The organism is Enterovibrio gelatinilyticus (assembly GCF_028683095.1).
Taxonomy (GTDB): Bacteria; Pseudomonadota; Gammaproteobacteria; order Enterobacterales; family Vibrionaceae; genus Enterovibrio; species Enterovibrio gelatinilyticus.
In genome coordinates, this window is record NZ_JAJUBC010000011.1 from 35,538 (window position 1) to 48,879 (window position 13,342).

At 46.0% G+C, this 13,342-nt stretch carries 12 protein-coding genes; 5 read left to right on the forward strand and 7 right to left on the reverse strand.

Translation table 11 applies throughout. From position 1 onward, the window contains the following. Positions 1 to 263: 263 nt before the first annotated feature. The 4 genes from LRP50_RS11115 to LRP50_RS11130 form a co-directional block, all read right to left on the reverse strand. Positions 264 to 743 carry a GNAT family N-acetyltransferase gene (locus LRP50_RS11115; RefSeq protein WP_274164534.1) on the reverse strand — a complete coding sequence of 160 codons (480 nt, stop codon included), beginning with the start codon at positions 741 to 743 and terminating at the stop codon, positions 264 to 266. Then, positions 743 to 2,719, reverse strand: coding sequence for a monovalent cation:proton antiporter-2 (CPA2) family protein (locus LRP50_RS11120; RefSeq protein ID WP_274164535.1), 1,977 nt, complete (start codon positions 2,717 to 2,719; stop codon positions 743 to 745). Before LRP50_RS11120 ends, LRP50_RS11115 begins: the two co-directional genes overlap by 1 nt. Beyond that, positions 2,716 to 3,369, reverse strand: coding sequence for an NAD(P)H-dependent oxidoreductase (locus LRP50_RS11125; RefSeq protein ID WP_274164536.1), 654 nt, complete (start codon positions 3,367 to 3,369; stop codon positions 2,716 to 2,718). Before LRP50_RS11125 ends, LRP50_RS11120 begins: the two co-directional genes overlap by 4 nt. A gap of 86 nt (positions 3,370 to 3,455) precedes the next feature. Then, the gene (locus tag LRP50_RS11130; RefSeq protein ID WP_274164537.1) at positions 3,456 to 3,815 is read right to left on the reverse strand and encodes a winged helix-turn-helix transcriptional regulator; all 360 of its coding nucleotides are present in this window, start codon (positions 3,813 to 3,815) and stop codon (positions 3,456 to 3,458) included. 512 nt (positions 3,816 to 4,327) lie between these two features. Here LRP50_RS11130 and LRP50_RS11135 point away from each other — a divergent pair. Further along, on the forward strand, positions 4,328 to 4,867 hold the full coding sequence (locus tag LRP50_RS11135) for a redoxin family protein (RefSeq protein ID WP_274164538.1): 540 nt from the start codon (positions 4,328 to 4,330) through the stop codon (positions 4,865 to 4,867). Positions 4,868 to 4,980: 113 nt separating this feature from the next. Here the strand turns inward: LRP50_RS11135 and LRP50_RS11140 are convergent, their stop codons facing one another. Continuing rightward, complete coding sequence (locus LRP50_RS11140) at positions 4,981 to 5,613, reverse strand: LysE family translocator (protein ID WP_274164539.1); 633 nt, start codon at positions 5,611 to 5,613, stop codon at positions 4,981 to 4,983. Between the two features lie 107 nt (positions 5,614 to 5,720). Here LRP50_RS11140 and LRP50_RS11145 point away from each other — a divergent pair, with 107 nt between their 5' ends. From LRP50_RS11145 to LRP50_RS11155, 3 genes are all read left to right on the forward strand, one after another. Further along, positions 5,721 to 6,173 carry a thiol-disulfide oxidoreductase DCC family protein gene (locus LRP50_RS11145; protein WP_274164540.1) on the forward strand — a complete coding sequence of 151 codons (453 nt, stop codon included), beginning with the start codon at positions 5,721 to 5,723 and terminating at the stop codon, positions 6,171 to 6,173. A gap of 224 nt (positions 6,174 to 6,397) precedes the next feature. Further along, positions 6,398 to 7,099: a PilZ domain-containing protein gene (locus LRP50_RS11150; protein WP_274164541.1), complete on the forward strand. Its 702-nt coding sequence runs from the start codon at positions 6,398 to 6,400 to the stop codon at positions 7,097 to 7,099. 39 nt (positions 7,100 to 7,138) lie between these two features. Next, a complete protein-coding gene (locus tag LRP50_RS11155) occupies positions 7,139 to 8,431 on the forward strand; it encodes an alpha/beta fold hydrolase (protein ID WP_274164542.1) in 1,293 nt (430 codons plus the stop codon). 73 nt (positions 8,432 to 8,504) lie between these two features. On the opposite strand, the gene LRP50_RS11160 is transcribed toward LRP50_RS11155, so the two are convergent. Continuing rightward, complete coding sequence (locus tag LRP50_RS11160) at positions 8,505 to 8,891, reverse strand: hypothetical protein (protein ID WP_274164543.1); 387 nt, start codon at positions 8,889 to 8,891, stop codon at positions 8,505 to 8,507. 328 nt (positions 8,892 to 9,219) lie between these two features. On the opposite strand from LRP50_RS11160, the gene rarD reads away from it, so the two are divergent. Continuing rightward, on the forward strand, positions 9,220 to 10,119 hold the full coding sequence (gene rarD / locus LRP50_RS11165) for an EamA family transporter RarD (RefSeq protein ID WP_274164544.1): 900 nt from the start codon (positions 9,220 to 9,222) through the stop codon (positions 10,117 to 10,119). Between the two features lie 70 nt (positions 10,120 to 10,189). Here the strand turns inward: rarD and LRP50_RS11170 are convergent, their stop codons facing one another. Next, a complete protein-coding gene (locus tag LRP50_RS11170) occupies positions 10,190 to 13,339 on the reverse strand; it encodes an efflux RND transporter permease subunit (RefSeq protein WP_274164545.1) in 3,150 nt (1,049 codons plus the stop codon). Positions 13,340 to 13,342: the final 3 nt, after the last annotated feature.

Consider the following 13,342-nt stretch of genomic DNA (forward strand, 5'->3'; position numbering starts at 1 on the left):
GCAAGAGTATTCAGAAAATGCGCTGAGACAATCTTTTCCTGTATTGTTAGGGTTAATAGATCTATATATGTGATATAAATCACACTAATATTAAGGCATAAAATATCTCATTGATGCCATATCGAACAATGCGATTAGAAACCATACTGCGCTGATTACAAACAAAAAAGCCAGACATACTGGACAGAATGTCTGGCTTTCTCATGTTGCTTTAGTTATTTATCAATGCCAAATCAGTGACACTGTCACTAACTTGTGGCTAACTATAGCCACCTTTCCATTCGTAACAAGGTCCACGTTTCTCCGTTGAAGAACCGTGTTTTGGTCAGTTCAGGCAACACAACAAAACCCAACGAGGAATAGCAAGCAATCGCTGCTGTATTGTGTGCAAATACCGCTAATGAAACCTTATAGACTTTCGAGATCATCCGCGCTTGTTCCAACGCCAATTCCACCAGCCGATATCCCCAACCTTTGCCTCGGTGAGCGGGTGAAGCGACTAAAACTCGACACAGCCGATATTCGCTGTCAGACACACGAAACAGTTCTATGTAACCGATAGGCTCTTTATCATGTGTGAGCAAATACGGTTTTACTTCTTCACGTGCAATATGCTCGCAGATTTGCTCAGGCGTCAGTGGGAATGAGAACGTTGGCCCTCCCCACTGAAAATTCGCTTTTTCATTGGGGATCCATGCACAAAGTTGTGCCGCATCGCTTTCACTAAACGGCACAAGTTCCATTATGCTGGCTTCTCGCTTCCAGAAAGATCATCCTCATCATCGACCACTTCATCTAACGGATGTTCGGTAAAGTCATCAAGATAGTCCTTCGGTGGTGGTGTCCACTCACGTTCACTCAAACCATGCTTATCCATTCGGTCTTCATCCATGGAATCACGAATGGTTTCTTCCAGCTGAATAAACAGGTGCTGAAAGTGGTTATCATAAGCTTGTGTTTCTTCACCACCCATCCAAGACTCATACAACATCTCCGAACTGCTCGCTTCTAGACGCAGATACTTCGCTTTTTGCTGCTCCACCAAGAATGGGTGAATACCCAGACAACGTAAAGAGGTTGCGCCCACTTCAAGGGCTGAGTGGAAGGTTTCCTTCTCAACATAATCCGCACCTGCCGCTCTCAGCATGTACGCGTGCCCACGGTCAAACGCGCGCGCGATGATCTTCACGTTTGGATAAGTATGTTTTACGTACTTCACCAGCTCAATGGTGGTTTCTTGATTATCCATTGAAACAATCAACAACGACGCTTCTTCGATACCCGCGGTATGTAGCAAGTCAGGTCGCGTCGCATCTCCAAAGTAACTCTTAATATTGATTTGGCGCAGGTTCTCAACTTGTGTGGCTTCGTAATCAAGAACAACAGTTTTCACGCCGTTAGCAGTTAGTAAGCGGTTAACCACCTGACCAAAACGACCGACACCTGCAATAATGGCTGTGCCTTGCTCATCAATTTCATCCGCTTCGCGATCATTCGAGGCTTTCTCGTAGCGCGGCAAGATTACTTTGTCATACAAGATAAATAGCCCGGGTGTTAGGAACATAGAGATCGCAACCACCAGCGAAAGCAACTGCGCGATGTCCATTGGTAACACATGGTTTTGGGTCGTAAAGCTCAGGAGAACAAAGCCAAATTCACCCGCTTGTGCAAGGCTTAACGCGAACAACCAACGGCTGCTACCTTTGATTTTGAAGATAAAGCTCAGTAGCAATAAAATGAGGGCTTTCAGTACCATCAATCCAATAGTGAGGCCGATGATCAACAAGAAGTCTTCGAACAAAATACCAAAGTTGATGCCAGCCCCTACCGTGATAAAGAAAAGCCCCAACAACAGGCCTTTAAACGGCTCGATATTTGATTCCAATTCATGGCGGAATTCGCTGTTTGCTAAGATAACGCCCGCAAGGAATGTACCCAGTGCTGGCGACAAACCGACAAGACTCATCAACGCGGCGATACCAATCACCAGCATTAATGCGGTAGCAGTGAAGATTTCACGAAGGCCGGAACTGGCAACAAAGCGGAATAATGGACGGCTCAAGAAATGCCCACCAACCACAACTCCCGCGATGGTACCCGTGATCACTAGGCCCATCGCCCAGCCCGGCAAGCCCGCCACTAAGCTCATTTCTTCATGGTGTTCCGCCGCGTTAGCTGCTGCCGATTGCGCAGCTGCCACTAACTCAGGCAATGCCAGCAGTGGAATAAACGCTAACATCGGGATAACAGCAATATCTTGAAACAGCAGCACAGAGAAAGCATTACGTCCGCCTTCTGTCTTTGTCAGCCCTTTTTCATTAAAGGTTTGAAGCACGATAGCGGTTGAAGAAAGCGCGAAGATCAAGCCAATCGCCAGTGCGATACTCCACTGCAAGCTAAAGGCGAGTGCTATGCCCATCACGGCCACAGTCGTTAAACCCACTTGTAAACCGCCCAATCCCATTAGGCGATTACGCATGGCCCAAAGCATTTTTGGCTCAAGCTCCAAGCCGACCAAAAACAGCATCATGACGACACCAAATTCCGCGAAATGCTGAATGGTCGTGGTTTCATCACCGACAAGGCCAACAACAGGGCCAATGACCACACCCGCAATGAGATAACCCAACACTGAGCCTAAGCCAAGACGTTTTGCAATTGGCACTGCGATAACAGCAGCGACCAAGTAAATGAAGGCTTGTAGAAATATACCCGTCATGACGTCGCTCCTTTCATCATGGTGCTGAGGTTCGCCGCCGTCACTTTTTCACGTTTCGCGACAACATCTAGATCCAGCGTGTCATTCACCAACGCCGTTAACAATTGGCGATAGCCTTCGGTATGGCTGGTAACTTTCCCGTCTTCCGCCGCTGTGCGAGAACCGAATAGCGAATACGGTGCCATATAACGCATACCCACCAAATTCGACATTTGCTCTAAGGGATGCAACAGTTCGCGAATTTTAAAGTGGTTATAGCCGTCAGCTTTATAGAACTCTTCTTTACCACCGGCGGAAATTGCGCACATGAAAGTTTTACCATGAAGTGCAGTTCCTTTTGAACCATAAGCAAAACCGTATTCTAAGACCAGATCCTGCCACTCTTTCAAAATTGACGGTGTCGAATACCAGTACAATGGAAATTGAAAAATCACGATGTCATTCGCTATCAAGCGTTTTTGCTCGCGATCTATATCAATGTGCAACGTCGGGTATTCGGCGTAAAGGTCGACAGCCGTTACGCCTTCTGCCTGCTTTGCAACATTAAACAAAGGGGCATTCACTTCCGAACGACGCAGCGAAGGATGTGCGAATAGCACCAGCACCTTTTTGGGCGTGATGTTAGCGTCATTGTTTTTGTCGTTTTCCATGTCTTGTCCTTTCTCCATCACGCTTAACGTCTATTGGTCTCGGTTTACTTATAAGAAAAATAGTCGTCATTGTGATCAGGGGTTAACTAAACCCCATGTTCTTCTGTCCAGTCTCTCAGCTTTTCCAACACACAAAGTGCGGAACGGCCAAAATCCGTGATTTCATAGCTCACAGCAATCGGTCGTGTACTCAGTACGTTTCGATTAACCAAGCCGTATTGCTCCATTTCCTTGAGCCGTTGATCGACCATTTTTTTACTCGCACCGCCCAACTGGCGGCAGAGATCGTTAAATCTTACGGGTTCATCTTTTAGATGCCACAAGATAGACGCCTTCCATTTTCCACCGATAATGCGCATGCCACGCTCTATCGGGCACGGTTCTAAGCAAGTGGTAAGTTTCTTTTTTCCTGTTGTAGCAGCAGGCGCTGTTTTATTGCTTTCCATTTTCCACGCATACCTTCAAGGTCACTTTCATGCTTCGCCAAACAAATAGTTACTTAAAGTAACCTGGTAAATATATGTAACTGATGGTAACAAAGCACCTGCGCATTTTTCAACCGCACCCAATTTGAGATTGTATTAATCCATATAGGCACTAAAACCAGATAGCTCGAATAAAGTCAGAGAGTTATATCGATTTTTTTAGATAAGTGTCGTAGCAAAAATAGGACTGATGAAAAAAGAACTAATTTAGACTTTTATTGGATACAGGCTATCAAGCAGACATGTACCCAAACAACCTGAAGATGCAAGATTCAGGGAAACAGCGAATAAACGACGGGAATCATTACTTTTGGATCAGCCAAAGAAATTGGCAAAAAAAGTCACTAGGTTACTTAAAGTATACTGGTTGACAGTGACTCGATTCGGCAACAAAGTAACTATTGAAAACTAACGAAGTCATGCTGCAAAAACTCAGGATTCCGACAATAGCGAGACAAACTGGGAGTATAACCATGAGCTATACCAACAAACTGCAAGCGGGTGGTGCATTCCCGAGCATCACACTGTCAGATCTGGATGGCAATGCACACACCTTGGGCAAACCGCGTGAGGGGGCGACATGGCAAATGGTGGTTGTCTATCGAGGTCGCCATTGTCCCTTGTGTACCAAGTACCTCAATCAACTCGAAACATTCAAGTCATCCCTCACGAATATTGGTGTAGATATTCTCGCGGTTTCCGGCGATAGCAAAGCACAGCTAGAAGAACACCTGTCACGCGTGGATGTATCATTTCCATTTGTTTTTGGCCTACACGAAGCGCAAATGCGTGAGTTAGGCTTGTATATTTCAGTACCGCGCTCAGAACAAGAAACTGACCACAACTTTGCCGAACCTGGGCTGTTTGTGATAAACCAACAAGACACTGTCCAAGTCGTTGATATTGCCAACAATCCGTTCTCTCGACCAGATTTACAGACCCTAGTAAACGGTCTGACTTGGATTCGTAACCCTGACAATAACTACCCCATCCGTGGTACAGCGCCTTATTAATGCCGCTCAAACTGCATTTATGACGTAACGCGTTTTAAAGCAAAGAAAAGGGGCTCTGCTATGCGCCCCTTTTTTTATTGTTAATATGCAGCATCAATGACCGCCTTCATCCATTACTTAGTTGAGCTGGTGAACAGTAGCTTCAGGCCAAACACCAACATCACTGACCCCAACACCCTATCTACCCAATGCCCTATTTTTTTGAATTTGGCTTGAACTGCTGGCTTGGAAAGTACGAGCGCAACAGAACCAAACCAGACCATCTGGATAAACATCATCCACGCACCCAACAATGAAAGCTCGATGATTGGCATATTTGGTGATAACACAAGAGTAAAAACAGAAAGGAAATAGAGAGGCGCTTTCGGGTTCAGTGCGTTGCACACAAATCCCATAGAGATCAGTTTACCCGCAGAACGTGGCTTTACATCGGCCTGTTGTACATCATCCCCCACCGATGCTTTGCTACGAATGCCTTTCCAGCCTAAATAAATCAAGTAAGCAGCTGCCAGATACTTCATCACAGATAAAATCGCAGATGACTCACTAATCACTGTTGCCAATCCAATGGAGGAATAAATAATGTGAACGGAAAGGCCAAGCGCAATACCAAGGCTGACGAGCAAGCCAGCACGACGACCATGCACCAGCGACTGCTGAGACACCATCACAAAATCTGGCCCTGGCGAGGCAGCCCCCAACAAATGTACCAATGTTAACGTCAAAAATGCTTGGTAAAATTCCATGTCGTCACCCCTTATGATTATTTCTTGTTCAACGAGTGATATTCTGTCAATCCGAATTGAATTCAACGCCGTATCATTTTTTATTGCACTCTACAGGAGCTTATTGGATGACGCTCACAATTTTCTATGATGGCAGTTGCCCACTTTGTGTGGCAGAAATGGATCAGCTTCGCACATTCAACACTAAACACCTTCTAAGTTTTGAAGATATTCTCGCGCCGGATTTTCAATCGCGTTATCCAGCTATCGATCCCGCTGCAGCAAGCAACATTCTTCACGCCATCCTTCACGATAACGACTCTCTCACGAAAGAAAACAGTCAGTTACTGCTGGGTTTAGACGTCACCCACAAAGCGTGGTCTTTGGTGGGTAAAAAACGCTGGATTGCGGTGTTACGTTGGCCTGTTATTCGTTGGTTTGCCGATCACGCATATTTGTACTTTGCTCGTAACCGTTACCGCATTTCTTATCTTTTTACGGGACAATCTCGCTGCAAGCCCTGCTCAAAAGGTAAATGCGACATTGGCGGTAAAGCGACGCAAAATTCATCAACCCAATAAATGGGTCACTGAGCATTCATTTAATGACACCGCAACAACCCCTAAATGCTACCTTCACCGCCGTTAGCATCGATAAAACATACAATTACGGTAACAATCATTCTATTGACTAATCGATAAATTAGTCGCACCATCGTCAGCAATATAGATGTCGTAAATTTGAGACACGCCTAATTGCCGCTCAAAATTGCCGATTCACTTCAACTTCAAATTTTCAAGATCAAATGAAGACCACTGATTCTCTTTCTCCTTCCGTCTTTTTACCGACGATTCCGGTAGGCACGGCACTCACGTTTGAGTTGAGATATAAAGATAACCATAAAGCGTTTGGCGGCACGTCACGTCTCATTGGGTATCGTGATAAAAAATACATGCTATTAGAAACACCTGCCGACCCTGAACTCGGGAAACTACTTCTTGAACCTGCAGATTGGGAAGTGGTTATTCGTGGGCTTTCATCTTCTCGCTATGGCGAGATCTTCGCGTTACGATCCCATATTCTCAGCGTAATGCATCGACCTGAAAAGATGCTCGCCATTGCCATCCCTAGCTCTGTTAGCATCCATAGAATGCGAAGATTTGCTCGCTATACCGTGTCACGAATAGTCAAACTTGCCATTAACGGTCGAAATACATTGGCCAAACTTGCAGATTTCTCGCTCGGAGGATGTGCCATTAGGATATCGAATAGCCAGTTTGTCGACAAAGGCGAAAGCGTGCGTTTTAGCATCAGTAACTTGCTGGATGAAACTGTCTATTTCAACGGAACGGTCGCCTCTGTGAGTAGCAGTGGTGAAGGTATTCAGTTAGGTATAACATTCAATGATGAACGAACCCATCAATCACGCGACGTGCTTGCTAGGCTCATTTTGTCCACCGAACTTGATGCAACAAACTCGACTAGCGATATATCTACCGTGGCTTAACGTTTTTACTCTCATCCACGCACAAAACAGGAAGTTAGAATGCAAAATTCTTTCATAGACGATGGCTTACTCTTTCGTCAGCATCACTTTGATTTACCACTAAATTACAATAACAAAAGCGGCAAAACGATAAAGGTATTTGCACGTGAAGTGGTTAATTTGGACAGTGACAATGCTTCACTTCCTTGGTTGGTTTATTTTCAAGGTGGTCCAGGCTTCCCTTCTCCGCGCCCCGAAGGAAAAAGTGGATGGCTCAAACGTGCCTTGCAAGAATATCGTGTTCTTTTGTTAGACCAGCGAGGTACAGGCCTTAGCACCCCCCTTACTCACGAAACCCTTGCGCATTTCAGTCCTACTGCCCAAGCCGATTACATCTCACATTTTCGCGCTGACAACATTATTCGTGACGCAGAAGCCATTCGCGAAAAGCTCGGCGTCGATACGTGGTCTATTTTAGGGCAAAGCTTTGGCGGGTTTTGCGCGCTCACTTACTTGTCTTTCGCACCGAGTAGCCTGTCTCGCGTTTATATCACAGGCGGTGTCCCTTCTCTTAAGCGTCCTGCAGATGATGTTTATCGCGCCACCTATCAGCGCGTGCTGGACAAGAATACGGCGTTCTTCGCTCAGTTCCCAAGTGCCCAGCAACGTTGTATTGAGATTGCTGATTATTTAGCCGCAAACGATGTCAGTTTACCTAACGGCCAAACGTTCACCGTAGAGCAGTTCCAACTGATCGGCATCAACCTAGGTCGAAGTGGCGCTAACTTGCCCATGTACTATCTGTTAGAAGATGCATTTGTTGAAACAGCCCAGGGAAAATACCTAAGCTATGCCTTCTTAAATGCCATGCTGACTGAGCAGAGCCATCAAACCAACCCAATTTACGCCTTCTTACATGAACCGATATACAACCAAGGTGACGCATCCACTTGGTCTGCCCATCGTGTGCGTAATGAGCACTTCACTGCATTCAACTACGAAGATGGCAAACCCTTCTTATTTACCGGTGAAATGGTCTATCCGTGGATGTTCGACCAAATGAAGACCTTAACGCCATTAAAAGCGGCGGCCGACATTCTTGCATCCAAAAGCGATTGGCCAGCACTTTATGACCTAGAAACATTGGCTAAGAATACCGTACCCGTCACGTGCGCTGTTTATGCAGACGATATGTATGTCGAAATGGATTATTCACGTGAAACGCTTAAGGGAATTCCCAACAGTCGCGCTTGGATCACGAACGAGTATGAACACAATGGCCTTCGAGCGGATGGAGAGAGAATTCTAGGTAAGTTGATAGATATGGGTGAGCAGATCGCCAATCTTCCATGATTGCTATTTGTTGAAACACCATTTTTGACGAGACAAGGCCCAAGCAATACAACACTGCTTGGGTCTTTCACCTTTAAGGCTTATAAAATCGGCTGTCGTTGAACACATCTCGCTCGCGCGGATCTTGCGACAAAAACATCCAAATTTCTTTCATTGTTTGGTCGAAAAACTCGTCTTCCAACACCGTCAGTGAGCAGTGTTGATCCAAGGTCGATGCAAAGCGTTCTAATGATTCAAACCCAACGGTTTCAACATCATTGATACCCATAAAGATGAGCTTCTTGTGGTGTGACAAAACGGTATTGCGCGGCAGTATCCCTTTGCCAAGCACTGAGAAATCAAGTTCAACTTCCAGCCCAATTCTGTTCTGTTTTACGTGGTAAACCCCACCAACCTCAGACACAACACGGTAATTCAGTTCTTCAAAATAGTTGAGCACAGCGTTTTTCAATTCGAGCATGAATATCCAAAATCATAGAACAATCCTAAGCAGCAAAAGTTAAAGGAATATACTCACCGAACCAAGTTTTTTTATTGGCATTTTTCATTTATCTAACAACATAAAAATAGACACAAAAACACCACAAGCCACCAACATATTTAATACACTCAAGTTTCGTCTAATTGTCTGTTTTTATTACTTATAATTTAGATTCAAACATTCTCATTGGCGCAAAAATAATGTCATAACGAAAAGCCATCATTTAGTGACCGTATTCGGTTTACTATTTTATTTTTCGCCCTACAATCTCGCCTCCTTTTTCTCACTTTCATTCCGGTATATTTCTATGAATCCGACACGTTTTGGTAACGTGATGGCGGCTGTTGCCTTTCTGTTGTGGGGCGCAATGCCGCTTTACTATCAATTTATGCCCAACGCCGCGATGGATGAGTTACTTGCGTTGCGAATCGCTGCATCAGTACCTTTCTTATTACTCATGCTGCAATGTAGAAAAGGGAATGCACCGACATGGAAAACCCTCACCGCAGACAAACGTTCGTTTATGTTTGCCTCGCTAGCGTCGGTAATGATGTGTGTGTCATGGAGTGCATTTACATGGGCGATGACCAATGATCGTGTATTAGACGCAAGCCTAGGCTTTTTCATTAATCCATTATTGGTTATTGGTCTTGGCGTGGTGGCATTTAAAGAGTCACTGAGTTTAGGCCAAAAAGCAGCCGTCGTATTTGGCGCTTTAGGCTTGAGCTACCAAGTGTGGCAATACGGTGAGGTGCCCGTCGCGGCAGTATTGATGGCGGTTTTCTTTACGTTATATGGCTGGTGCAAACGCCATGTGAAATATGATGCTATCTCTAGCCTGTTGGTCGAAGCGATTGCACTGATGCCTTTCGCTGCAGTTTATATGGCGTACAAAATTGGAACAGGTACAAGTGTCGCTGTATCCGGTGACATGTCGACCCTACTGCTATACCTTGGCGCCGCTCCGATAACCCTAGCCCCGCTGTTCTTCTTCTCTGAAGCACTTAAGCATGCAAAGTTATCAATGATTGGACTGATGCAGTACATCGAACCAAGCCTGCAATTTGTTCTGGCCGTGGTGTTGTTTGGTGAAGCGTTTGATAGCGTCAAAACCGTCAGTTTTGGCCTAATTTGGTTAGGTCTGGCGATTTCTATTGTCGAAGGCTTGATCAGAGTAAAACCCAAACCCGATTTACCACAAACCTAATTATTGGTGAACAGAATAAAAAAGAGGCATCCAAGGATGCCTCTTTTTGTTCGTCCAGTTACCGTATTAACTAGTCTTCCAGATCCACCAATTTGGTTGAGCCGCCATGATGTTTCTCACGCAGTCGCTGGATCAAGGCGAAGAAGCCAGGTATCAAGAACGTACCCGCCAACAACACACAAAGTAGGCCGCCCGTTAGCGAGATACCCAGTGAGTTCTGGCTTATATGGCCCGCTCCGCTAGCAAATATCAGCGGCATGATACCGAGAATGAATGACCAAGACGTCATATTCACAGCACGGAAACGAAGCTTACCGCCCATTACCGCCGCTTTCTCGATAGAGTGCTCATTCTGCTCGCGTTCATTCTTGCCAAACTCGACAATCAATATGGCATTCTTCGCCGCCATCGCAATCAACAACACCAAACCAATTTGTGCATACAAGTTAAGCGGTGTACCTGTCATTGCAAGGGCGAGGAACGAACCTAACGTCGCAACCGGAACCACCAATATGATAGCAAGTGGAATACTCCAACTCTCATATTGCGCAACCATAAACAGGTAGATAAAGATCAGCGCGAGAGCAAACGCGTAGATGGCAAGATTGCCCGCTTGCTTCTCTTGATACGCCATACCTGTCCACTCATATTGGTAGCCTTGTGGCAGAATTTCAGCAGCAACACGTTCCATCGCCGCAATCGCATCGCCCGATGAATAACCTGGTGCTGGAGAGCCTTGGATCACCGCAGAACGATACATGTTATAGCGCCACGCAACATCAGGTTCAAACACCTGCTCAACATCAATCAAGGTGCTGAGTGGAACCATATCGCCCGAGGTTGAACGCACGTGGAAACGACCAAGTGAATCAATGTCATTACGGAAGTCAGCATCCGCTTGAATGGTCACTCGGTAGTTCTTACCAAACAGGCTGAAGTCATTCACGTACATTGACGCTAGGTTACCCTGCAGTGTCGTGAATATTTCAGACAGTGGGATCCCTAATTGCTTAGCCTTTTCACGGTCAATATCAACATAGAAGTGAGGAACGTTTGCGCGGAATGTACTGAACGTACGTGCAATTTCTGGTTGCTCATTCGCCGCTTCCATCATCTGCTGCATCACCATCGCTAAGTCACCACGACTTCGACCTAAGGTATCTTCCAACACAAACTCGAAACCGGAAGCAGGGCCCATGCCCGGAACCGCTGGTGGCCCCATCGCGAACACAATGGCTTCTGGCAATTGCATTGCAGCAGCCATATTGATGCGGTTGATGATATCAAAGGATGAATGGTCACCATCAAGTTGCTGGCGCGTATCCCAATCTTTCAACTTCACAAACATCGACGCACCGTTTGATGCCGCTGCACCAGTCAGAAACGCATAACCATTCGCAACGGTTGCACCTTCCACGCCCGGTTCACGTGTCACAATTTCATTCAGCTTGCCGGTGACTTCTTCAGTTCGTGATAATGATGCCGCATCAGGCAACTGGATGTTGATCAGCAAGACGCCTTTGTCTTCCTGAGGAACAAAGCCCGTCGATGTGGTTTTCGCAAAGTAACCCGCCGCACTGACTGCAACCAAAAACAACACGCCCAGAACCGCAGTTTTGCGTACCAAGAAGCCTGCAACAGAACCATATTTGTTGGTTACCTTATCAAGGCCACGGTTAAACGCTGTAAACCAACGAGCATGGTTATCTGCGCCTTGCTTGAGCACCAATGCACACATCGCTGGTGACAAGGTCAATGCGTTGATTGAAGAAATCAATACTGAGATACAGATGGTCAACGCAAACTGACGATACATGATCCCTGTAATACCCGGCAGCATTGCAACAGGCAAGAACACCGCAAGCAATACCAAGGTAGACGTGATAATAGGACCGGTCACTTCTTTCATCGCCAGCAAGGTTGCTTGTCGAGGCGTCAACGACGGGTCTTTTGCCATATTGGTATCAACGTTTTCAATCACCAAGATGGCATCATCGACCACAATACCAATAGCCAAAATCAGGCCAAACAAGGTAACGGTGTTGATGGTGAAACCCGCTGCGAGCATGATGGCAAAAGTACCAATCAACGACACAGGGATAGCAACCACGGGGATCAACGTCGAACGGAAACTACCTAGGAACAAATACGTTACCGCAATAACCAGTAATACCGCTTCTATCAGGGTTTTCAATACACCCTTGATAGACTCAGCCACGAACAACGTTGTGTCGTAGCTGGTTTCATAAGTCATCCCTTCTGGGAAGTTCCCAGACAGTTCTTCCAATCGCTCCATCACTAAACCACCACTTTCTAAAGCGTTAGCATCAGATTGCAGGTTTAAGATCACGATAGAAGCTGGCTGATCGCGGAACTGGCCGTTGCCCGTGTAAAACTTACGTCCCAAAGAAACATCAGCAATGTCTTTTAGGTAGACCATCGAACCATCGGCATTCGCACGAACAACAACATTTTCAAACTCTTCAGCAGAGCCTAAACGCCCTTGCGTCACCAATTTAAAGGTCATTTCCTGTGCGTTGTTAAACGGTGGCGCACCGATATCACCCGCTGCCACCTGAACGTTTTGTTCAGCGAGTACTGAACGCACATCAGAGGTCGTAATACCAAGGTTGGCCATCTTCTCTGGATTCATCCAAACACGCATTGCGTATTCGCCGCCACCCAGCACGTTCACTTCACTGATGCCTTTCACACGGGCGATTTGGTCTTTTACATTCAAGTTAATGTAGTTAACCAAAAACTGATCATCATACTTACCATCCGGTGAGTAGAAGTTCAGAACCATCAGCAGATCGGGCGAACGTTTTTTCACCGTCACACCCACCTGACGAACCTCAGGCGGTAGCTTTGATTCAATTTGAGCAACACGGTTCTGTACGTTGACCTGCGCCATGTCAGGGTCAGTGCCAATATCGAAGGTCACGTTCAGACTGTAAGAGCCGTCGTTCGCACTCTTGGAAGACATGTAGATCATGTTTTCCACGCCATTCACCGACGTTTCAATCGGGTCAGCGATGGCTTGTTCAACAACCTCTGCACTTGCACCAGAATAAACGGCACTGACACTAACAGAAGGCGGGCTGATCCGCGGATATTCTGCAACAGGAAGGTTCAACAATGCGATGAAACCAGCCAGCGTCAGAATAATGGATATCACCAGCGCAAACTTAGGGCGCTGGATAAAAAAGCGACTTAACATATC

Coding starts and splice junctions, on each gene's coding strand:
- LRP50_RS11155 (WP_274164542.1), top strand. CDS start 7,139: ATGCAAAATTCTTTCATAGACGATGGCTTACTCTTTCGTCAGCATCAC.
- LRP50_RS11150 (WP_274164541.1), top strand. CDS start 6,398: ATGAAGACCACTGATTCTCTTTCTCCTTCCGTCTTTTTACCGACGATT.
- LRP50_RS11135 (WP_274164538.1), top strand. CDS start 4,328: ATGAGCTATACCAACAAACTGCAAGCGGGTGGTGCATTCCCGAGCATC.
- LRP50_RS11125 (WP_274164536.1), bottom strand. CDS start 3,369: ATGGAAAACGACAAAAACAATGACGCTAACATCACGCCCAAAAAGGTG.
- LRP50_RS11160 (WP_274164543.1), bottom strand. CDS start 8,891: ATGCTCGAATTGAAAAACGCTGTGCTCAACTATTTTGAAGAACTGAAT.
- LRP50_RS11115 (WP_274164534.1), bottom strand. CDS start 743: ATGGAACTTGTGCCGTTTAGTGAAAGCGATGCGGCACAACTTTGTGCA.
- LRP50_RS11170 (WP_274164545.1), bottom strand. CDS start 13,339: ATGTTAAGTCGCTTTTTTATCCAGCGCCCTAAGTTTGCGCTGGTGATA.
- LRP50_RS11120 (WP_274164535.1), bottom strand. CDS start 2,719: ATGACGGGTATATTTCTACAAGCCTTCATTTACTTGGTCGCTGCTGTT.
- LRP50_RS11130 (WP_274164537.1), bottom strand. CDS start 3,815: ATGGAAAGCAATAAAACAGCGCCTGCTGCTACAACAGGAAAAAAGAAA.
- LRP50_RS11140 (WP_274164539.1), bottom strand. CDS start 5,613: ATGGAATTTTACCAAGCATTTTTGACGTTAACATTGGTACATTTGTTG.
- rarD (WP_274164544.1), top strand. CDS start 9,220: ATGAATCCGACACGTTTTGGTAACGTGATGGCGGCTGTTGCCTTTCTG.
- LRP50_RS11145 (WP_274164540.1), top strand. CDS start 5,721: ATGACGCTCACAATTTTCTATGATGGCAGTTGCCCACTTTGTGTGGCA.